Genomic DNA, 20,510 nt, shown 5'->3' on the forward strand with positions numbered 1-20,510 from the left:
AAGATATAACAGATATCAAACAAGAGCAATTACTTATGAAACAAGATATAACAGATATCAAACAAGAGCAATTACTTATGAAACAAGATATAACAGAAATGAAACAGGAGCAGCAACAAATTAAATTAGCCGTTCTTGAAACGAATGAACGGACAAAGGAAATTGCAGCGAAACAAGATGAACATGAGCAACTCATTCATTTATTAGGAATGAGATCCCTTAAACAGGAAGCAGAATTAAATCGGATGAAGTAATCGTCATTTGACGGTTTTTTTTGTAGTTTTTATAGAGTTAATTATAAACCCATATACAAAATCTCCCCTGGTAGGCCATCAATTTCACATAACTTTTCTGATTGGAAGCCGCTGTTAATTAATATTTTTCTAGAAGGAATATTTTTCGGATCGATTATGGCGGTTAACCTTTCTATGAAGTTATTTTTCGCTTTTTCGATTAATATTTTGGCAATCTCAGACCCGTAGCCTTTTCCCCAATGTTCCGGAAGCAGCATATAGCCGAATTCCGCTTCAGAGGTTTTTTCTTCATTTAAAATTAAACTTCCCAGCCCGATGAATTCATTCACATTGTTACTTGAATAGTAAACTTTAACGCCCAATCCTTTTCAGCATTCTAGTATAGAACCTTATCATTGATGGAACCAAACAAAACTCCTACCTTTTATAAAAAATACGAATGACCTATAACAAAGTTTCACATCAAATTAACAAAAAGTTTTTGTAACAACCAATCATATGGTCCTTTGCGTATTATTTTTGAAAAAGAGCTTTTAGGTACAAACCATTTTTTATTAAATTTATTGACAGAAAATTATTTTCCATATATACTTATATACATAGGTATATAACTATATTAGCAGTAAACTAATCATGGCATTGAAAAATCCCGGCAATTTAAGGTGGTGAAATGGGTGAATAACTTAGATAACAATAAGCCGATTTATTTACAAATACGGGAAAAAATTGAAGATCAAATCGTAACCGGCTTGCTGAAAGAAGGAGATCAAGCACCTTCTACAAATCAGCTTGTGAATTTTTATAAAGTCAATCATGTTACGGTATCAAAAGGTGTTAACCAGTTAGTGGATGAAGGAATCCTTTTTAAAAAGAGGGGTGTAGGGATGTTTGTTGCTGAAGGAGCGAAAGAAAAATTGATTCAACAACGGAAGGAAAAATTTATCGAAGACCATTTAATTAAATTAGTTGAAGAAGCTAATATTTTAGGAATTACCGAAGATGAGTTAATTGATTTAATAAAAAGAGTGAAGGGAAGGGGAATGAAGTGAACAAATTTATAGAGGTTAATAACCTATGCCTTTCATACAAAAACCAGCAAGTCATAAAAAATATCTCATTTTCATTAGAACAAGGGAAAATATATGGGTTAATAGGACGGAATGGAGCAGGAAAAACCTCGCTTTTATCACTGCTTGCCTCTTTTAACCAACCGACAGCCGGGACAATTAAAATTGATGGCGAGGTTCCGTTTGAAAATGCACGGATTATGCAAAAAGTTGCCTTTATTTATGATCGTGACTTTAAAGATGAGAGTAGTCCAGTAAAAGAAATGTTTGATACATTAAAACGTTATCGACCAAATTTTGATGAAGAATATGCAAAATATTTATTGGACCGTTTTGAACTACCGTTAAAAAAACCGGTTAATAAATTATCAAAAGGAAAGAAAGCGGCCTTAAATGTGACAATAGGGCTTTCCAGTCGGGCGCCAATTACGATATTTGACGAAGCTTATTTAGGAATGGATGCGCCAACAAGGACATTTTTTTACAAAGAATTATTAGAAGACCAAGCAAGGTATCCGAGAACGTTTATTTTATCTACTCATCTTGTGTCGGAAATGGATTATTTATTTGAAGAAGTCCTCATTATTCATCGTGGTGAGCTTGTTTTTCATGATGATTTTGAAACTTTATTATCAAGGGGAGCGGCCATTACGGGGGATTCTTCAAAAGTAGATCAATTTGTCCAAGGAAAGAAGAAATTAAGTGAACAAACTTTAGGGCGGACAAAATCTGTTATGATATACGGAAATTTAACGGAAGAGGAAAAGGAAAAAGCTCATTCCAATGGTTTGGAGATCGGACCGGTAAATTTACAAGATTTATTTATTTATCTAACGGAGGAGAGGAAATAAATGAAGAAAAAATCAATTCGAACAAAACTTGCTATCGATTTATTTACACTGCAAGGAAAATGGACAGTATGGTTTCTCGGAATCATGTTTGTCGTTTATATCGCTCATATTCTTTATCCATTAATATATACTGGGGAATCGGGAAGAACGGTAGATGATTTTTATGCGAGAAGTTACATTTTCGGTAATATTTATATGTTAGTTATCGGGATTATCACATCAGTCAGTTGTCTTCCTTATTACGTTCAAAACGGGATTACGAGAAGGGATTATTTTTTCGGTGCAACGATAAGTACATTAGGATTAGCCATTGTTATTCCAATCGTTGCATTAATCATTCGTTTTCTTTCAAAGGGAATGGTTGATTGGATAAACTTGCCGATTGAATTAAAAGGACTGCCAGATATTCGCATTGCAGAAGAAGATTCATTAATTGCTCAAATGATTTTGGCAGTGATTGATGCACCATCTGTGGCAGAAATAAGTGGATTATCACTTCTCGTATTTATGGTAAATCTATTCTTTTATTATGTGATCGGTTGGATGATTGGGTCAGGGTTTTATCGATTTGGTGGCATAAAAGGTATGCTGTTTGTTGTCCTTGCCCTTGCCATCTTCTTAATTAATGCCGGTATTTGGGGGAACCCTGTACCCGGTTGGCTGCCAATTCCAGATTTAACCCTGTCCTTCTATGCAATCATTGGTACAGTTTTATTAATTTTCATTGTACTGGGAATTATTAGGTTGGTAACAAGAAATGTGCGAATCAAATTGTAAATGATCCTACTTGAATATTTATTCTTGCTTATTCGGATAAAGAGAAAGGGTGTCCTGTTTCTTATGATTCCATTTTTTGGAAATATAGAAAAGATGTTCCTTTCTCTTTAGTCGCTTAGAACCGCTAGTGTTTTCGCTTTTTTTGCGTTAACGCTAGCGGTTCTTTTTTTCTATCGATTAAAACTTTCTATCCAATCTCAAAGATACTTTTAAAAAATTCAACTGCAAAATAAACAGCAAAAGCAATTAACAGAAGTCCGGCAATCACGGAAATCCACTTTATGATCGTCCGATTTAAGAAGACTCGTGTTTTTGCGATAATCGTCATTAAGATTAAATCATGCATTAAGATACCTGCCAAAATTCCGGCTGCAACCACAAAAAAACCGGAATTTCCGGTTGACTTAAAAGAGTTTGCCAATACCGTTCCAAAAATCCCCAACCAAAAAACGACACTTCCCGGTGAGATGGCAACAAATAATCCGTTTAAATAAGATGACTTTAATGATTTCTCCGGTTTCTCATCTCCCAAGTGAATGTCTTTTTCAGCATTTTTTATACTGTCCCATCCGATAAAAAGTAAAAAAAGACTTCCTATTAGCCACATCCAACTTTGGACAACGGGCAAGGATAAAACTGGTGCAAGTCCGAAATACAGTAAGATAATTAATATAAAATCGACCGTCATCCCACCCAAACCGACAAACCAACCATGCAAAAAGCCATTTTTTAACCCCTGCTTTGTCATTTCAATCGTAATCGCTCCAACGGGCAAAGCAATGGATAACCCTAAAAATACATATGTAAAGAAAAGAGAAACCATGATTTTCCTCCTTGTTAGTGGATTTCAAATGATATTAAGAAAGCTGTGAAGAAGGGGTTCCCCTTGCTAATTGATGTCATACTGCTTCCATTTCAATTGTTTGGCCCCCATTTTATAAAAAAACCTTTGTGCGACATATCTATATCAAGGCAAAATAATGTCATAAAGCCACAAGCTTTCTCATTTCATCCACCCCTTTATCATGTTATAATCTATCATAATCACAAATTGACCCTAGTAAAAGGGACAATTTTTTATAATTATATAGGGACAGATATATTGGAGGGATCAAAATGTTTGAAATAACCCCGAATTTGAATCCAAATGACCAGACACCACTTTACATACAGCTTTACCAATACTTATTAAAAGAAATTGAAACAGGAAGAATCCCTCAAGGAACACGATTGCCGTCCATCCGCAAATTGGCCGACCATTTGGGAATTGGCAAAAATACGGTTGACGCCGCTTACCAACAACTGATTGCAGAAGGGTTTATCCTTAGTAAACCGAAAAGTGGGTTGTACGTCGCCGAATTTGATGAACAATTTTTTACGCCATCCCAAGATTCCGGCTCCCAATTTTCTTGTTTGGAAGCAGTTCAACCTTTGGAATCAAATTACCCCTTTGATTTTCGACACAGACACATCGACAAAGATCATTTTCCAGTTACCATTTGGAGGAAATTAACCAATCAAGTCTTGTATGATCAAGCAATTTTTTCATATGGAGACAGACAAGGCGAACCTGAACTGCGGGTGGAATTAGCAAAATATTTGTACCAATCAAGGGGTGTTTCCTGTTTACCGGAGCAAATTATTATTGGCGGCGGCATCCAGCAACTACTCAGCTTACTTTGTTTCATAATCAAATTAGAGAATCCGGAATGTGATGGTAAGAAGTCCGGTCAACAGCAATTAAACCATTATGGAAATGTTGCAGTTGAAAATCCGGGATATGATGGTGCAAGAGAAGTTTTTCGTCAGCACGGTTTTTCAATCATACCAATAGAACTAAATACTGGTGGAATAGATTTAAAAAAATTAGCTAAAAGCAATGCCCGTATCGTTCATGTTACGCCATCCCATCAATTTCCAATGGGAATGATTATGCCGATTGCGAATCGAATGAAACTAATCCAATGGGCCGACCGCGTAGACGGATACATCATTGAAGATGATTATGACAGTGAGTTTCGATATAAAGGTAAACCCATTCCTACTTTGCAAGGAATTGACTCGTTTGGTAAGGTCATTTATTTGGGAACTTTTTCTAAAGCATTATTACCATCCATTCGGTTGGCATATATGGTTTTACCGGAGCAACTTCTCAAAAGCTTTCAAACAAATTTTCAATCCTATGAGCAACCTGTTTCGAAAATTTTGCAAAAAACGGTTGCCTTATTTATGCAAGAAGGTTATTGGCAAAAACATTTGCGAAGAATGAGGCATATTTACCAGAAAAAGCATGAAACCTTGCACCAGTCCATTCGCAAATTTATGGGAGAACAAGTAAAGATTATTGGTGAGGAATCAGGTCTACATTTACTAATAGAAGTGAAAAATGGGGATAATGAGGAAACGTTAATTGAAAAAGCAAAATTCTCGGGGGTAAAGATATATCCTACAGCAAAGTACTGGATGAGTCAAAATCAGGCAAAAGACCCTCTATTATTGGTCGGATTCGGCGGTTTAAGTGAAGCAGAAATTACCGAGGGAATCAGGCGATTGAGTGAGGCTTGGTTTTAAGAAGAAAAATGCATGGAACCCACTTAAATGGCGCACAAACCGGTCGTCTAGAAAGAAAGTGTTCTGTTCAAAGCCGGCAAGACCATGCTCAATAGCCTAGGCGACTGCCAAAAAATGAACCGACAGTTTTTTTACCGTGTTTTATTTACTGTTATGTCGGTTTTATGACAAGTTTTATAGATGATATGTAAAGTTTTATATTCATTTTGACAAGTTTTGTTTGCGTTTTTTAATTTTATGCTATACTTTATTTATAAAAGAAAGGTGGGGTTGTCATGGAAAAAGAAGAAATTTTGGAAAAAAGTCGACTGGAAAATCGTGATATGGATGAAAGAGAACAGAAAATTGATGATGATTCTGTCTATCATGGAATGTTGGGGATTTTTGTATTAGTATTTTTCTACCTTTTCTTTAAAATGTTCACGAATCAACCCGTAACAGATATGCTCTCAATATTGACAGCCAATCTAACTGTTATTTCCTATTACAAGTATAAAAAAATACCGGACAAAAAGTTTTTTCTTATTAATACAATAATCGGAGCTATCTTAACAATCGGATTCATCATCACTTATGTAATTGGGGTGATTTAAAAGTATGAATGAACATTTGGTTTTAAAGAATAGGTTAAGAGTTGCAAGAGCAGAAAAAAAATTATCGCAAGGAGATTTGGCTAAGATGGTTGGTGTATCTCGGCAAACCATCAGTGCAATTGAAACCGGTCAGTTTAACCCCACAGCAAAATTAGCGCTAATCTTATGTATTGCACTGGATAAAAAATTTGAAGACCTGTTTTATTTTGATTAGTAATATAAAAGACGATTGGCACTTAAAAGATTATTTTTCTAAAAAACTCACAAAACGGGCATTTTATTGGACAGTTTTGAATGATTGACTTTATATTTTGTCCATTAGGGCCGGTTTTTTGGACAGTTTTTGCTGGTTGACTTCAAGTTTTGTCCATTAGAGCCCGTCTATTGGACAGTTTTTGCTGGTTGACTTCAAGTTTTGTCCATTAGAGCCCGTCTATTGGACAGTTTTTGCTGGTTGACTTCAAGTTTTGTCCATTAGAACCGGTATATTAGACAGTTTTTGCTGATTGACTTCAAGTTTTGTCCATTAGAGCCGGTTTTTTGGACAGTTTTAACTGGTTGGCTTCTTATTTTGTCCATTAGAGCCCGTCTATTGGACAGTTTTATCTGCTTGACCTCATATTTTGTCCATTAGAGCCGGTTTAGACGAGAGCTGAGCCGTAGTCAGCGAAAATACATTTTCGCTTGCGAGGTAATGCTACCGAAGCTTCTCTAGTTCACCGGAAAAATATAAAATTTTTTCGGCTGCGATGTATTCCCGCGAAGATTTCCTTGTGCACTTATGCGTTGGGAAAGTAGAAATTGAAAAATTTATACTTTCCTGCTATTAGCTAACAAAAAATTCAAATTTTCCTTTATAATAAAATGTATATTATCGGAATGGTTAGCCCAAAAAGTTTCGATTGCTAAAAAACTTAAGCAAAGAGCGCAACATTATGTTTCTAGCAAATAATTAATGCCATCTTTTGGTGCTAATTTTGTAATTAGATGAACCGGGGGTGATTTCGAATGTATTGGACTCCATTATTTGAGAATGACGTACCAAAAGGACCCTTTTGCTCTTAATGGGGGAAGGTGACTGTTCTCTCCGTTAGGGGCATTCGACCTAAAGAAAAAACGGAGGGTACAATAAATGAAAAATACTTTATTAGGTTCATTATATTTAATACTCGCATCAAGTATATGGGGCGGTATGTATGTTGTTGTTAAAGTTGTCGTATCGGTTATACCGCCACTGGAACTTGTGTGGATGCGCTATGTTGTGGCGATTGTCGCATTACTCGTGATTGGTTTCATCACTCGACAAAACTGGCGTATTGAGAAACGTTATGTTTTCATCATTATAGCCATTGGAATCATTGGTAATGCCATTTCCATCGTTACGCAGGAAACGGGTACAATGTTATCTTCAGCACAAATGGGAGCGATTATTACTTCATCAACGCCGGCATTTATGGTTGTATTTGCTCGTTTCATCCTAAAAGAAAAGTTAACGTTAAAAAAGGGACTTTCTGTTTGTTTAGCGACCATTGGAGTTTTTCTCATTGTTGGAATTGGAAATATGGATTTGTCCAGCAAACTTGGCGGCCTTTCCTTGGTTACTGCTGCTTTAACATGGGCATTGATGTCTGTACTGGTAAAACTTTTACCGAGTGCTTATTCTCAAATTGTCGTAACGACCTATTCCATCATGGTAGCGCTAACCGTATTGACCCCTTTTGTTTTGCCACGGTTACACAAGATTCCTTTTTCTGCGTTGACTCAACCGACAATTTGGGGCGGAGTCTTGTATTTGGGTATTATCTCAACAGCATGTGGATTTCTTTTTTGGAATCGTGGATTACAAATGCTTAACGCCTCAAGCGGGGGAATCTTTTTCTTTTTTCAGCCCGTGGTAGGAGCATTACTTGGATGGCTGATTCTTGGAGAAAGCTTAGGTGTCATGTTTTGGATCGGATCCATCCTCATTTTCATTGGTGTTTTATTCGTAATCTTTGAGAAAAATTAGCATGCAAAAACCCCTTCGCCCGCTTCTGAAGGGGTTTTTTAGTCAGCATTTTAAATTCAGCGTTTTGAGGGTTTTTAATCAGTATGTTCAAGTACCCCTAACAGCTTGACCGGTTTTACATCAAACCCCGATTCTTCCTTCACTTCTTTTATAGCAACTTCACTTGGTGTTAATCCAATATCTGCCCAGCCCCCGGGCAAAGACCAACTATCATCACTGTTTTCCTTAACTAGCAAAATTTTATTATCCTCGAAAATTACTGCTCGTATATCCACTTTAGGCGTTGGATAACCCGTTTCATTTGCAAAGAGATTTTTCAATACGGACTGGTCCACTTTCGTATATTGTGACATAATTTCCATACTGATTTCTCGGATTTGTTCAAATCTTTCTAAGTCATATACATCTCTTGAATAGGTTAATCCTGCCTGTGCAATTGATTGCAGTTCTTTCGCCCATTCGAGCCATTTCGGTTCCATAGAACATTTTCCCTTCTTTTTGTTTTATCGATGAAACGTGATACTATCAGCGAACAAAGTCCTTTAATATAAGCTATTATTTTTCATAAATTACCTTGCCGTCACGTTCAATTTGTTGCTTAATTTCCGTATTTAAAGAATCGCAAAAAAGCACATCACAGGAATAAATACCTACAAGATCATCAATATCACGAATCACCTTTCCCTTTTTCGTTCCTGAATAATCAATGCATAAGTCAATATCAGAATTGAATTTTGCCGTATTTTTAGCACGTGAGCCAAATAAAATGACCTTTCGAATTTCAGTGTCACTTTGAAAATAGGTCATAAGACGCTCAAATACTCGTTCACTAATTCCATACATCATTGTCAATCACTTCTTCTTTAATTTTTTGAAGCAATGCTTCGAGTTGATAAACGTATTCATTGACAATTTTCTGCATAATTTTTTCGTAGTCATCTTCATTATAGACATGTGCAGTTGCATTTCGTGAACTTAAGATATCATCCCATATATCAATTTGTTCAATCCATCCCTCAATAAACGCTTGTCGATAGCACGCTCTCGGACTATTCAACTCCAAACCGGATGCCTTAAAAATTTTAGACAACAGTTTCCAAAGCTGATCTTCAAGAATTTCATATTTTTTTACAATCGAATCTCTGTACACTTCTTTCAATAATTCATTCCCGGGTGGAATTATTTGTTGGGAGGCTGAAATCACATTTTTTAAATGTAATAATAATCGAAATGCATATTGGTACGACAACGTGATGGACTCCTTATATTTAGCAAATAAGTCATTCATGAGAACCCTCTCCTTAACCATTTGTTTAATTCCATTTCCTCAACTTAGGTAAAAAATAGCAATAGTCATATGTATTATTATACATGTTTATCATACGTTTACATATACAGGCTGATTGATGGTTATTAATATAAAAACTTACCAAAATGAATTGTCGATAGCCAATAAGTCTTGCTACATGCTCATGTCAATTATCATAAATTCTCTATCTCACATTCCTTCAAATGCTGCCATTGAATTCCGATATGACCGATTCCAAGAATAATAATAGAGATAATAAGCCAAATCACCTTCCCATAAATCCCCAGCAGCAGAAATGCCAATACCGGTAAAAGGGCTCCTGGAACCGGGATTCCAAAGAGGCTTCCATAAAAATCTTTTAGCGTATGTTTACTTTTAAAATACCGTATCCAGAAAACTCCATAAATTATCATCAAAATAAAAGATATAATTAGCCATAAACTCCAATGGGAAAATGGTTTCAGATTAAAGCCATTGAAAATTAAAACCACGCAGGAAACAGCCACCTGTCCAACACGTTCCAGCCACAATAATATCTTATTTTCATTCGAGACGATATTCTCATAATTTTCAGGCTTACACTTTGTCCAGAGTATATTTGGAATAAATAGCATCAATAGATAAATAAAACCCACATATGAAAATCCAAAGTGTCCGAACACGGTAGCGTCCTCCAATAATTCTTTTTAAATTGAGTTCACATTCTTGTATACCACTTTGATAAACATTTTTTATCAAAATTAACAAGAAATCTTATCTATTAATGAAAAAATCTCGCCAATTCTTCCACTTTCTCGGTTATATCTTTTTCTATGTCATCATGAATGGGTAACTGTTCCTCTGCAAACGGCTTAAGCTTGGAATGGTCTCCAATCATCACCGAATGTTTTGCATGTTGAAACATGGATACATCATTGGCATCATTACCAAATGCAATATATTCTCCTTCGATAACGGCTAACTGCTGTAATCCTGACCATTTATTAATTCCTTTTGGACTGATGTCAAGCACCCCTTCATTGCCATGGACGTTGACGACCACATCCAGTTTGGCAAGATCCCGTTTTAGTTGGCCAATTTTTTTGGAAGTAAGCATGAGTATTTTTACAATTGGGTTTAATTCAGTTAATGGTCTATTTTTTGCAAGTTTTTGCGGATCAAGATTATGTAAAATGGGATGATCTGCCGGTCCTGTATAGGCATAATCCCAAGAACTATCGATCAAATAGGTAACCTCATATAACTCTATTAATCTTTTAATTTTTAAAAGCGTTTTAGTGTCGAAATGTACGGTTGAAATAATTTGACCTTGATTTGCAACAATTGCCCCGTTTCCACCAATCATTGGATAAGTATGAAACCTTTTATCAAGCACGGGAAGTAAATCACGAATCGGCCTTGCAGAAGCGAAAATCACTTGATGTCCTTGTGCTTCCAACTTTTCTAGCGATTTCAGGATTCTTTCTGAAACGGGTTGACCTTTAAAACAAATCGTACCATCCAAATCAAATACAAATTTCAAGAAGACCACTCCTAGTAAGTTTTCCTGGGCTAATAGGAAAGTAAAAATTTTTCAATTTCTACTTTCCTAACGCATAAGTGCTCTTGCGGCTCTGCCGTCGCCTAAAGGCTCGGCAATTGCCGAGTTTTCTTTATCATTATTATAGTACTTTATTTATGGGACATTTCAAATGGTTTTGTCCCCTGAGCATTCTTTCTATGAGACACTTTTCCCTCTTTTTCTCTTTAAAATGTCTCATTGCACCTTTCTATGGGACATTTCTACTTGATCTTCAAATCATTTTGTCCCATAGACAGCTGAGCGATCCTCCCTACAAGGCAATTCTCCTCCTTACTGGACATTTATACATAAACGAACAAAAAACCCAGCCATTTTAAGACTGGGCTTTGCAAATCATTTTTATATTATACAGGGACCGTGTTTAGTTCTTTTAAGGAATAATGATTTAATACAATCCCTTTTGTTATTAAGAAACGTTCGAATAGTTCATCCATATAGTTATCAAAAGCTTCCTTTTGAGCATGATTGGAGTGAATCATTAATTCCATATGGTAAGGTTTATAACTGGTTATCCCCCCATCTTGTCCAGTTTCAACCATATATTTCAAAATGTTATAGCCATCCTGTTCAAGTTGGGAATTCAGTTTATTCATATATTCTTTAAAAGCGATAAGATTTTGGTCCTTTGCTTGAAAGTCAAGAACTAAAGCATAGTCTTCTTCAGCGTTTGGATTAAGCTGTTTCTCATGATAGTCGGTTTCTGCGTTGTTCCCCTCAAACCATAAATCACAACTGGGACAATAATAAGCATCATCGATAAAACGATAATACATTTCGTGTTTACAGACAGAACATTTCATACCGGCACATCCCTTTTCTTTTAGATTTCACCCCTATTATAAAGGAGAAAGTGCATTATAAATCTTACAATTATGTTACGGTTTTCACACATATAAATTTTAGGCAGTTTACTCCAATTCAGTCCAGTTTATATCTTAATAATCAAACAAATATGAAGCCGGTTAGAAGGATTACGGGGCAAGGAGAATGTGAAAGGTTTTTCACTCCGAAAAATCGTTAGTTGAATTAATTCGGATAACTGTTTCTATTTGCCTACTTATGACAGACTATTATAAGATAAAATTAACTAGTAAAGGTAGTGAGCATATTTTTGACAGAGCAATACATACACAAATTGATTGTAGACAACGTTTGTTTCAATAATATAATTGTCAAAATTTTTGCACACAACAACATAATGAACGAATGGAGCATGTATCATGTACAAAATATTAATAGTTGAAGATGATATGGTGATTGCGAAAACGGTAAAAACGCATCTTGAATCATGGGGCTACGAGGTTGAATATATTATCGATTTTCAAAATGTCATGTCTCATTTTGTTTCGTATGATCCGCAGTTGGTTTTATTGGATATCTCCCTCCCTTTTGTGAATGGGTTCACCTTATGTAATGAGATTCGGAAATTGTCCAAAGTGCCGATTATTTTTATCTCTTCCGCTTCCGATAATATGAATATTGTCATGGCGATTAGTATGGGAGGGGATGATTTTATTGCCAAACCATTCGACCTGACCATTCTCACATCAAAAGTACAGGCATTGCTTCGGCGTACGTATGATTTTACCGGGCAAACAAATTTATTAGAGCACCGTGGGGCGATTGTAAACACAAGTGACGCCACATTAACCTATAATGGCCAAAAAATTGATTTAACAAAAAACGACCAAAAAATTTTGCATGTTCTTCTTGAAAATAAAGGGAAAACCGTTTCAAGAGATGTCTTGATGACTCGGCTATGGGAAACGGACAGCTTCATCGATGACAATACATTAACAGTAAATATTAATCGGCTTCGCAAAAAGTTAGAAGCGATCGGGCTCCATGATTTTATAAAAACAAAGAAAGGACTCGGCTATTTGGTGGACTGATATGAAGAATTATAGAGAAAATCTACTGCTACTATATTTACATAAAAATTGGAGACCGCTCGGATTGTCCACCCTTTTTGTCTTATGCTTTACCATTGTTTTTTCGCTCAGTCATCTGCCCCTTGCCCCGATTCTTTACGCCGTCCTTTTATGCCTATATATCGGTCTCATCTTTTTTATTGTTGATTTTTTAAAATTTATCAAGCGGTACAAAATGCTAAAAATTGCACACAAAACGATAACGGTGCAAATCAACCAATTACCTGTTCCTCAAAATGCGATTGAACGTCAATATCAAGAACTACTTCAAATTTTATATAAACATAAAAATGAATTAACCATTCAAGCCGACAATAAGCAAAAAGATTTAGTTGACTATTTTACCCAATGGACCCATCAAATCAAAACACCCATTGCGGCGATGCGGCTGCTTCTCCAATCGGACCAAACCGAGCAAAATTCCGAGTTGGAAATGGAATTGATGAAAATTGAGCAATATGTTGAATTTGTTCTGCAATATCTTCGTTTAGAAAATATGTCCAATGATCTTGTTTTAAAAAAATATGATTTGGATGGGATTATTAAGCAAGCGATCCGGAAAAATGCCAAATTATTCATTCGCAAAAAAATTAGCCTCAACTATGCCGGCGTAAATTTTACAGTGTTAACGGATGAGAAATGGCTGCTCTTCGTCATTGAACAAATTCTCTCCAACGCATTGAAGTATACAAAGGAAGGTTCGATTTCGATTTATACGAAGGGAAAACGATTGATTATTGAAGATACCGGCATTGGTATACGAGCGGAAGATTTGCCGCGAGTTTTTGAGAAAGGCTTTACCGGATACAACGGACGAGCCTTTAAACAATCGACCGGGATCGGCTTGTATCTTTGCAAACAAATTCTAGCAAAGTTGTCACATGATATATCCATCCAATCCGAAGTTGGAAAAGGAACTAAGGTCATTATTGATTTAGAGATGAAGGAAATCGGGGTGGAATAAGTCCTCCCTATGAGTCTGTCCGATGAAGGCCACAACCGGTATAGCATGTATCAATCGTCCGATTAGCGATACATTTATTCATGTCTATGCGGTGGTTCATTGGACAGTCTTCGTTTTTTTCACCTTACAAAAATGTAAGATTGAAGGCGAATCTGTAAGTAAAAGTTATGTCTGAACTGGTGGAATCATTGCTATACTGAACATGTTAATTTCGATAGAGATGGAGGAATTTACATGACATTACTTGAGGTAAAAAATCTTAAAAAAATATATACAACCCGGTTCGGCGGTAATCAAGTTCAGGCACTTTCAGATGTCAGCTTTTCAGTAGAAGAAGGCGAATATGTTGCCATTATGGGCGAATCCGGTTCCGGAAAAACGACATTGTTAAATATTTTGGCCGCACTTGATAAGCCGACAAGCGGAGAAGTTTTACTTGAAGGAAATAATATCGTTTTGATAAATGAAAAGGAAATATCCGCTTTTCGTCGGCAAAATCTCGGCTTTGTTTTCCAAGACTTTAACTTACTCGATACGTTTTCATTACAAGATAATATCTTTTTACCCCTAGTTTTATCCGGAAAAGCGTATCAAGAAATGAACAGTCGATTGCAGCCGCTCGCTGAAAAGTTGCGAATTAAAGACATTTTAGCAAAATATCCTTATGAAGTTTCCGGCGGTCAAAAACAACGGGCGGCAGTTGCGAGAGCCCTGATTACCAATCCAAAGCTTGTGCTTGCCGATGAACCGACCGGTGCGTTGGACTCGCGCTCGTCTGATGATTTGCTGCAAATTTTTTCACAAATTAACCAAGAAGGACAAACGATTCTTATGGTTACCCATAGTACAAAAGCCGCCAGCCATGCCAGTCGCGTCCTGTTTATCAAAGATGGGGTGGTATTCCATCAAATCTATAAAGGATCTTTATCTACTGAGGAGATGTATCAGAAAATTTCCGATACGTTAAATATCATTGCAACGGGCGGTGCGAGAAATGAGTAAATTTTTCTACGCAAAGCTGGCCATGACGAATATTAACAAAAATCGAAAAACCTATATACCATATATTCTCACGTGCATCAGTACTATCGCCATGTTTTATATGATGCATTTTATTTCCGGAAACCCGGGTTTGAAAAAAATGTCTGGTGGGGATGCCCTGATTATAATTTTAAATCTGGGTAACTATGTCATCGGGATATTTTCAGTTATTTTCCTATTTTATACAAATAGTTTTTTAATCAAACGGCGGAAAAAGGAATTTGGACTATTTAACATTCTTGGAATGGAAAAGAAGCACATCCTCACAATTATTGTTTGGGAAACCTTCTTTGTCACTGTTATTAGTCTTTTTATTGGATTAATAAGTGGAGCCGTCATAGGTAAATTAATGTTTTTACTCTTAAATAATATTTTACATTTTGCAGTGCCGTTCACATATTTTGTTTCGATAAAATCAATGGGAATGACTGCTGTTCTTTTTATTGGTATCTTTGTCCTTACACTGTTGAACAATTTACGACAAATTCATTTGGCCAAACCGATTGAATTGTTGCGCGGCGGACAAGTCGGTGAACGGGAACCAAAGACGAAATGGGTTCTTGTCTTAATCGGGGTGGCAACACTTGCTTATGGCTACTATATCGCGCTTGTTACCGAATCACCATTAGCTGCGATCAATAAATTTTTCTTAGCCGTCCTGCTCGTTATTGTCGGGACATATGCCTTGTTTACAGCCGGGACTATTGCTCTGTTAAAATTATTGCGGAAAAATAAAGGGTTCTATTATCAAACAAAGCATTTCATCAGTGTTTCCGGTATGATTTATCGAATGAAGCAAAATGCAGTTGGTCTGGCTAATATTTGTATTTTATCCACAATGGTATTGGTCATGTTATCGACAACCGTATCTCTTTACATTGGAATGGAAGATGTATTGAAGACCCGGTATCCGAAAGAAATTGATGTAACAGCCAATAATCTTTCAAAAGAAGCGTCACAATCCGTGGAAAAAATGATCAAGGAGGAAGCGGAAAAATACCAAGTCAAATTAAAAGATCCGGTGTCTTATCGCTCGGCGTCATTTCCTGCAATCAGAAAAGGAAATACGTTTACAACAAACGAAGATACCTTGAAATCATTTACAGATATTTCCATGATTGAACTAATCCCGCTTGATGAGTTCAACCAATTGGAGAAGCAATCCGTTACCTTGGAAGATAATGAAGTACTACTTTACACGCTTAAAGGTAAGCCAATTAAACATTCAATTATAATCGCAGGACAAAATTTTCAAATTAAGCAACAGTTGAAAGACTTAACAATTATTGGCGATGCTTCTGCCATGATGACAGATAGTTATTTTGTCGTTGTAAAAGACGAAGATACCATTAAATCTTTGTATCCTACTGAAGAACTGGATGCTGTTGAATGGAAAGATTTATCCTATTTTTACGGCTTTGATGTAGATGGGAACGCAAAAGATGAAATTGCTTTGACAAAGGCATTGGCTAAAAAATTGAATGAAGCTTCCATCGACGGTCAGGCAGAAGGTCGCGAAGAAGCGAAAGAATCTTTTTACTCCATTTATGGCGGCCTGTTTTTCCTTGGTCTATTCCTCGGTACATTGTTCATCATGGCAACCGTCTTGATCATGTACTATAAACAAATATCAGAAGGCTACGATGACAAAGAACGATTTGCAATTATGCAGAAAGTTGGCTTAAGTAAAGAAGAAATTAAAAAATCGATCAAGAGTCAAGTACTGATTGTCTTCTTCCTGCCGCTTGTCGCAGCTGCTATTCACATTGCCTTTGCCTTTAAAGTCATCACCAAATTATTGGCGCTGTTAAACTTAACAAATGTTGGACTGTTTGCCATCTGTACAGCCGCAACCATTCTCGTCTTTGCCATGTTTTATGCTTTGGTTTATTCATTAACAGCGAGGGAATATTATAAGATTGTCAGTTAACAATGGATTTTCATAAAGAAAACTCGGTGATTGCCGGGTTTTTTTTTTTATTCTATGAAAAAGATATTTACAGCAAGTACCGGGTTCTCTTTTAAGAGTATAAAGCAGTACAAAGCTTATCCATGATTTTCTGTTCTCCATAATTCCATTCATGGGACTTGATCACACATTTTTAAACAGAATAAAAATTGAAGCTTGATATTTTTTTAACTCTTTCGTAGTTCTAGTTCACTCGTTTTTTTATAAAGTTCTATTATTTCTTTTGCAAGGTCAATAACTGTCATTGCATTCATTAAATGATCCTGAGCGTGAATGAGGATTAAACGAATCTCTACTTTTTCCCCACGAGCTTCCCCCTGAATAAGATCTGTTTGAAAACGGTGAGCGATTATCATGGCTTCGTTGGCTTCTTCAATTTTTTGTTCAGCTTTGTCAAACTCACCTGCTTTAGCATAGTTTATTGCCTCCGCAGCTAAACTTCGAGCGTTTCCTCCATTTAGTATAATTTGAAAACTAATTTCTTCTATGTTCATCAAAATCACCCTTAAGTTAAAATATTATGAAACACTAACTTCTACTGGTGGAGCTTAGTTTTCTATTTGAATTTTGTAGGGTATGCCTACCATTTTTTGCTCCACGGAAATATATTATATACCACACTAGTTTCAAAACTTTGTTGAAAATTTCCTGTTCCTAATAAAGCTCAAGTTTGAAGTCTTCTGTGTTTCGGGAACCTGTATGCACTTCAGCTTATATTTTTTTGGTTGTCCCTACTGTATTGAACTTTATTAACTGTTTGGTGCTTCTCTTTATCAACTACCTGTCTTTATCTTAATATGAAAACGATTTCATGTTAATCCAAACTCTTTCCTAAGCGCAACGGAAAACATTACTACTAAAAATAAAACAACGGAAACTACCAAGTTCGTAATATAAGAGATAATATAAAAACTAATTGGGATTATTGTTAGATGTACATGGACAATTTGATTATTTTAAAAACGGTGCTTTTTATGGCTGAAATGAAGATGTTTAAAGTTTGAAGACCTAATATATTAGGCGCCTTCCAGAGATACGTCGGTTTATTTCATCCTATCTCCATGAAGGCGCCTTAAAGCATTTTGCAGGTTACTTTTATTTTCGACAAGGAACGTAATTGTTCACATATGCACATTCTAAGACCTAACAATTTCCCATCCTGTATTCTAAAACTTGAGGATATACTGAGGATCCAAGTTTGAACAATGATGCAACTTTATGAGGTCCACTTTAGTTTTTTCACACTCATTCGCATATCTTGCCTTGATTGCCAACCGTTTAATTTCAATACTCACCGAGGAAAATGCGAAATGGTTCGGTGCTGATATTCAGATGGCCAACCGTTTAATTCCAATACTCAACCCTTAAGCTTTTGCCAATTCATAGATGGCTTGAGCGTAAATGGCAGTTGCTTTAAGCAAATCGTCCACATAGGCGTATTCGTCTTTTTGGTGCATAACATCTTCACGTCCCGGGAACATGGCACCGAAAGCTACACCATGTTTTAATGCTCTGGCATATGTACCACCGCCAATAGCGAGGAGTTCTGCTTTTTCACCGGTTTGTTCTTCATAAACTTTTTGCAGCGTTAGGATTAACGGGTCGTCTGCTTTGACATAAGTCGGCTTAGAATCAGTGAATTTCGCCAATTGAAACCCAATTTCTTTTACCAATGCTTCAATTTTTGCTTTTCCTTTTTCAATATCAAAGGTGACCGGATAGCGCATAGTGCACCCAATCTTTCCACCGGATTCTTTTTGGAAACTCATGATCCCCACATTGATAGTCAAGTCACCCGAAACGTCATCCGTATATTGAATATCGAATACTTCGCCACGGCTTTGGTCAAAAAATTGGGAAACAGTTGCGACAAATTTTGCTCCGGATTCATCCAATTGAAATTCATTCAAAAATTTTGCCATAAAAATTCCCGCATTTTTGCCGTTTCGTGGTTCGGCACCATGGGCACTGACACCAATCAAGGTCAGGATCCGTTCCTTACCGTTTGTAGAAATATTCCCTTCTAAGTTCACTTCATTAAGAAATACTTGGTAACTATGTTCGAGGTCAACCGTTTCATCTTGGACATGTACATGCACTTCCGCAAAATCAGGGACCATATTGTATCTGCGTCCGGATTGAAAAGATAATAATTCAATTTGTCCGGTGGCTTGTCCTTCCTGTGCCGGTTGAACGATATCAAAATTGGAAATTCCCTTTTCTGCATAAATAATTGGAAAATCCGCATCCGGGACAAATCCGATTGTCGGCATTTCTTCATGTTTAAAGTAGTGATCAACACAACGCCAGCCGCTTTCTTCATCAGTTCCAATAATCAACCGTACTCTTTTATTTAGTGGCAGACCTAATTCTTTTACAATTTTCATCCCATAATACGCAGCCATTGTCGGTCCTTTATCATCACTGGAACCGCGAGCATAAATTTTCCCGTCTTTAATCACCGCACCATACGGGTCAACACTCCAACCATCTCCCTCCGGTACCACATCGATATGACCTAAGATACCAAGAAGTTCTTCTCCTTGACCCATTTCCAGATGGCCGGCCAAATTACCGACATTCTTACTTTTGAATCCATCTTTCTCTCCCAAATCAAGAATATATTCCAGAGCTTTCTTAATTCCCGGTCCGAGGGGAGCATCTGCTGTTGCATGCTCTTCATCGAGTACACTTTTGATTTGTAAAAAACTTTGTAAATCTTTAATCAGGTCATCTTTTCTTTTCAAGACTTCATCCATCCATTGAGTCTCACTCATGATGTCATTCCACTCCTTTTTAATCCCGATTATTACTATATTATTTTACTCCTTTATTAGAGGTTTTAAAATGAAGGATTAAATATTTGAAGCAAATCAATAGGATGGCGATTTTATATTGTCCTTCTTTTTTCTTACGATAATGAGGTTAAACCCATAAAAGCAGCAACCAAAAGTGATTGAGTAGTCTTGTCGGCAAAATATGGTGTTTGTCGCCTTAAAATGGTGACAAGATCGGGTTCCGTCGTCAAAATTGAGCTTTTTTCACTTAAAAACGGTGATGAGATTGAGGCTCGTCGCCAAAAAATTGAGTTTTTCACCCAAAAAAGGTGACGAGATTCGGTCTCGTCGCCAAAATAGGGCATTTTTCACTCCAAAATGGTGACGAGATTCGGTCTCGTCGCCAAAACAGAGCATTTTTCACTTCAAAGTGGCGACGAGAATAGGGATCGTCGTCAAAATTGGGCTTTTTTCACTTAAAAACGGTGACGAGATTGAGGCTCGTCGTCAAAAAAGAAAGTTTTTCACCCAAATACGACGACGAGAATTGATCTCGTCGCCAAAAACAAGCATTTTTCATTTAAAAACGGTGACGAGATTGAGGCTCGTCGCCAAAAACAAGCATTTTTCACTTAAAAACGGTGACGAGATTGAGGCTCGTCGTCAAAATAGAGCATTTCCCACCTCAAAATGGTGACGAAAACGGGTCTCGTCGCCAAAATAGAGCATTTTTCACTTCAAAGTGGCGACGAGGTTGGCTTTCGTCGCCAAAAACAAGCATTTTTCACTTAAAAACGGTGACGAGATTGAGGCTCG

Annotated in this window: 21 protein-coding genes and 3 pseudogenes; 13 read left to right on the forward strand and 11 right to left on the reverse strand. The window is 36.6% G+C overall.

The features are described from left to right. A pseudogene (locus LIZ98_RS12210) lies at positions 1-254 on the forward strand (hypothetical protein); the annotation flags it as partial. 41 nt (positions 255-295) lie between these two features. Here the strand turns inward: LIZ98_RS12210 and LIZ98_RS12215 are convergent. Next, positions 296-607, reverse strand: a pseudogene (locus LIZ98_RS12215) (GNAT family N-acetyltransferase); the annotation flags it as partial. Between the two features lie 321 nt (positions 608-928). Here LIZ98_RS12215 and LIZ98_RS12220 point away from each other — a divergent pair. From LIZ98_RS12220 to LIZ98_RS12230, 3 genes are read left to right on the forward strand one after another with little or no spacing between them, the layout of a single operon-like run. Next, the gene (locus LIZ98_RS12220) at positions 929-1,303 is read left to right on the forward strand and encodes a GntR family transcriptional regulator (RefSeq protein ID WP_041845472.1); all 375 of its coding nucleotides are present in this window, start codon (positions 929-931) and stop codon (positions 1,301-1,303) included. Then, entirely contained in the window at positions 1,300-2,172 is an 873-nt protein-coding gene (locus LIZ98_RS12225) for an ATP-binding cassette domain-containing protein (protein ID WP_227139784.1), read from the forward strand. Before LIZ98_RS12220 ends, LIZ98_RS12225 begins: the two co-directional genes overlap by 4 nt. Further along, entirely contained in the window at positions 2,173-2,949 is a 777-nt protein-coding gene (locus LIZ98_RS12230) for a hypothetical protein (RefSeq protein ID WP_227139783.1), read from the forward strand. A 187-nt stretch (positions 2,950-3,136) separates the two neighbouring features. Here the strand turns inward: LIZ98_RS12230 and LIZ98_RS12235 are convergent, their stop codons facing one another. Beyond that, positions 3,137-3,772, reverse strand: a complete 636-nt coding sequence (locus LIZ98_RS12235; RefSeq protein ID WP_108898611.1) for a LysE family translocator — start codon at positions 3,770-3,772, stop codon at positions 3,137-3,139. Between the two features lie 293 nt (positions 3,773-4,065). Between LIZ98_RS12235 and pdxR the strand changes: the two genes are divergently transcribed. The 4 genes from pdxR to LIZ98_RS12255 all read left to right on the forward strand — a co-directional run bounded on the left by pdxR (position 4,066) and on the right by LIZ98_RS12255 (position 8,121). Beyond that, entirely contained in the window at positions 4,066-5,520 is a 1,455-nt protein-coding gene (pdxR, locus tag LIZ98_RS12240) for a MocR-like pyridoxine biosynthesis transcription factor PdxR (RefSeq protein WP_227139782.1), read from the forward strand. A gap of 275 nt (positions 5,521-5,795) precedes the next feature. Continuing rightward, on the forward strand, positions 5,796-6,113 hold the full coding sequence (locus tag LIZ98_RS12245) for a DUF6442 family protein (RefSeq protein ID WP_216406741.1): 318 nt from the start codon (positions 5,796-5,798) through the stop codon (positions 6,111-6,113). A 4-nt stretch (positions 6,114-6,117) separates the two neighbouring features. Further along, positions 6,118-6,327, forward strand: coding sequence for a helix-turn-helix transcriptional regulator (locus LIZ98_RS12250; RefSeq protein WP_034772340.1), 210 nt, complete (start codon positions 6,118-6,120; stop codon positions 6,325-6,327). Between the two features lie 918 nt (positions 6,328-7,245). Continuing rightward, positions 7,246-8,121 (forward strand): DMT family transporter, encoded by an 876-nt coding sequence (locus LIZ98_RS12255; protein WP_227139781.1) that lies wholly within the window; start codon positions 7,246-7,248, stop codon positions 8,119-8,121. 86 nt (positions 8,122-8,207) lie between these two features. On the opposite strand, the pseudogene LIZ98_RS12260 reads toward LIZ98_RS12255, so the two are convergent. From LIZ98_RS12260 to LIZ98_RS12285, 6 genes and pseudogenes are all read right to left on the reverse strand, one after another. Continuing rightward, positions 8,208-8,600, reverse strand: a pseudogene (locus tag LIZ98_RS12260) (NUDIX hydrolase); the annotation flags it as partial. Between the two features lie 76 nt (positions 8,601-8,676). Then, complete coding sequence (locus tag LIZ98_RS12265; protein ID WP_034772392.1) at positions 8,677-8,964, reverse strand: nucleotidyltransferase domain-containing protein; 288 nt, start codon at positions 8,962-8,964, stop codon at positions 8,677-8,679. Further along, a complete protein-coding gene (locus tag LIZ98_RS12270; protein WP_034772345.1) occupies positions 8,951-9,409 on the reverse strand; it encodes an HI0074 family nucleotidyltransferase substrate-binding subunit in 459 nt (152 codons plus the stop codon). The genes LIZ98_RS12265 and LIZ98_RS12270 overlap by 14 nt, the downstream gene beginning before the upstream one ends. A 194-nt stretch (positions 9,410-9,603) precedes the next feature. Next, on the reverse strand, positions 9,604-10,092 hold the full coding sequence (locus LIZ98_RS12275) for a hypothetical protein (protein ID WP_227139780.1): 489 nt from the start codon (positions 10,090-10,092) through the stop codon (positions 9,604-9,606). Positions 10,093-10,190: 98 nt separating this feature from the next. After that, the gene (locus tag LIZ98_RS12280) at positions 10,191-10,952 is read right to left on the reverse strand and encodes an HAD-IIB family hydrolase (RefSeq protein WP_227139779.1); all 762 of its coding nucleotides are present in this window, start codon (positions 10,950-10,952) and stop codon (positions 10,191-10,193) included. A gap of 404 nt (positions 10,953-11,356) precedes the next feature. Beyond that, a complete protein-coding gene (locus LIZ98_RS12285) occupies positions 11,357-11,812 on the reverse strand; it encodes a hypothetical protein (protein WP_041845463.1) in 456 nt (151 codons plus the stop codon). A gap of 420 nt (positions 11,813-12,232) precedes the next feature. Between LIZ98_RS12285 and LIZ98_RS12290 the strand changes: the two genes are divergently transcribed. From LIZ98_RS12290 to LIZ98_RS12305, 4 genes are all read left to right on the forward strand, one after another. Continuing rightward, on the forward strand, positions 12,233-12,904 hold the full coding sequence (locus LIZ98_RS12290; RefSeq protein WP_041848692.1) for a response regulator transcription factor: 672 nt from the start codon (positions 12,233-12,235) through the stop codon (positions 12,902-12,904). Position 12,905: 1 nt separating this feature from the next. Continuing rightward, positions 12,906-13,907 carry a sensor histidine kinase gene (locus LIZ98_RS12295; protein WP_041845461.1) on the forward strand — a complete coding sequence of 334 codons (1,002 nt, stop codon included), beginning with the start codon at positions 12,906-12,908 and terminating at the stop codon, positions 13,905-13,907. 234 nt (positions 13,908-14,141) lie between these two features. Then, complete coding sequence (locus LIZ98_RS12300; protein ID WP_227139778.1) at positions 14,142-14,909, forward strand: ABC transporter ATP-binding protein; 768 nt, start codon at positions 14,142-14,144, stop codon at positions 14,907-14,909. Further along, positions 14,902-16,878, forward strand: a complete 1,977-nt coding sequence (locus LIZ98_RS12305; protein ID WP_227139777.1) for an FtsX-like permease family protein — start codon at positions 14,902-14,904, stop codon at positions 16,876-16,878. Before LIZ98_RS12300 ends, LIZ98_RS12305 begins: the two co-directional genes overlap by 8 nt. Positions 16,879-17,084: 206 nt before the next feature. Here LIZ98_RS12305 and LIZ98_RS12310 read toward each other — a convergent pair whose 3' ends face one another. From LIZ98_RS12310 to LIZ98_RS12320, 3 genes are all read right to left on the reverse strand, one after another. Beyond that, on the reverse strand, positions 17,085-17,411 hold the full coding sequence (locus tag LIZ98_RS12310; RefSeq protein WP_227139776.1) for a PTS lactose/cellobiose transporter subunit IIA: 327 nt from the start codon (positions 17,409-17,411) through the stop codon (positions 17,085-17,087). Positions 17,412-18,281: 870 nt separating this feature from the next. Continuing rightward, a complete protein-coding gene (gene pepV / locus LIZ98_RS12315; protein ID WP_227139775.1) occupies positions 18,282-19,694 on the reverse strand; it encodes a dipeptidase PepV in 1,413 nt (470 codons plus the stop codon). A gap of 134 nt (positions 19,695-19,828) precedes the next feature. Beyond that, positions 19,829-20,059, reverse strand: coding sequence for a hypothetical protein (locus LIZ98_RS12320; protein WP_227203072.1), 231 nt, complete (start codon positions 20,057-20,059; stop codon positions 19,829-19,831). 65 nt (positions 20,060-20,124) lie between these two features. On the opposite strand from LIZ98_RS12320, the gene LIZ98_RS12325 reads away from it, so the two are divergent. Beyond that, a complete protein-coding gene (locus LIZ98_RS12325; protein ID WP_227139774.1) occupies positions 20,125-20,391 on the forward strand; it encodes a hypothetical protein in 267 nt (88 codons plus the stop codon). Positions 20,392-20,510 lie beyond the last annotated feature (119 nt).

The organism is Caldibacillus sp. 210928-DFI.2.18 (assembly GCF_020554505.1).
GTDB lineage: Bacteria > Bacillota > Bacilli > Bacillales > Caldibacillaceae > Caldifermentibacillus > Caldifermentibacillus hisashii.

Bases quoted from the DNA above. Each gene is read 5' to 3' on its own strand.
- LIZ98_RS12230 (WP_227139783.1), top strand. From the start codon at position 2,173: ATGAAGAAAAAATCAATTCGAACAAAACTTGCTATCGATTTATTTACA.
- LIZ98_RS12235 (WP_108898611.1), bottom strand. From the start codon at position 3,772: ATGGTTTCTCTTTTCTTTACATATGTATTTTTAGGGTTATCCATTGCT.
- pdxR (WP_227139782.1), top strand. From the start codon at position 4,066: ATGTTTGAAATAACCCCGAATTTGAATCCAAATGACCAGACACCACTT.
- LIZ98_RS12245 (WP_216406741.1), top strand. From the start codon at position 5,796: ATGGAAAAAGAAGAAATTTTGGAAAAAAGTCGACTGGAAAATCGTGAT.
- LIZ98_RS12250 (WP_034772340.1), top strand. From the start codon at position 6,118: ATGAATGAACATTTGGTTTTAAAGAATAGGTTAAGAGTTGCAAGAGCA.
- LIZ98_RS12255 (WP_227139781.1), top strand. From the start codon at position 7,246: ATGAAAAATACTTTATTAGGTTCATTATATTTAATACTCGCATCAAGT.
- LIZ98_RS12265 (WP_034772392.1), bottom strand. From the start codon at position 8,964: ATGTATGGAATTAGTGAACGAGTATTTGAGCGTCTTATGACCTATTTT.
- LIZ98_RS12270 (WP_034772345.1), bottom strand. From the start codon at position 9,409: ATGAATGACTTATTTGCTAAATATAAGGAGTCCATCACGTTGTCGTAC.
- LIZ98_RS12285 (WP_041845463.1), bottom strand. From the start codon at position 11,812: ATGAAATGTTCTGTCTGTAAACACGAAATGTATTATCGTTTTATCGAT.
- LIZ98_RS12290 (WP_041848692.1), top strand. From the start codon at position 12,233: ATGTACAAAATATTAATAGTTGAAGATGATATGGTGATTGCGAAAACG.
- LIZ98_RS12295 (WP_041845461.1), top strand. From the start codon at position 12,906: ATGAAGAATTATAGAGAAAATCTACTGCTACTATATTTACATAAAAAT.
- LIZ98_RS12300 (WP_227139778.1), top strand. From the start codon at position 14,142: ATGACATTACTTGAGGTAAAAAATCTTAAAAAAATATATACAACCCGG.
- LIZ98_RS12305 (WP_227139777.1), top strand. From the start codon at position 14,902: ATGAGTAAATTTTTCTACGCAAAGCTGGCCATGACGAATATTAACAAA.
- LIZ98_RS12310 (WP_227139776.1), bottom strand. From the start codon at position 17,411: ATGAACATAGAAGAAATTAGTTTTCAAATTATACTAAATGGAGGAAAC.
- pepV (WP_227139775.1), bottom strand. From the start codon at position 19,694: ATGAGTGAGACTCAATGGATGGATGAAGTCTTGAAAAGAAAAGATGAC.
- LIZ98_RS12320 (WP_227203072.1), bottom strand. From the start codon at position 20,059: ATGCCCTATTTTGGCGACGAGACCGAATCTCGTCACCTTTTTTGGGTG.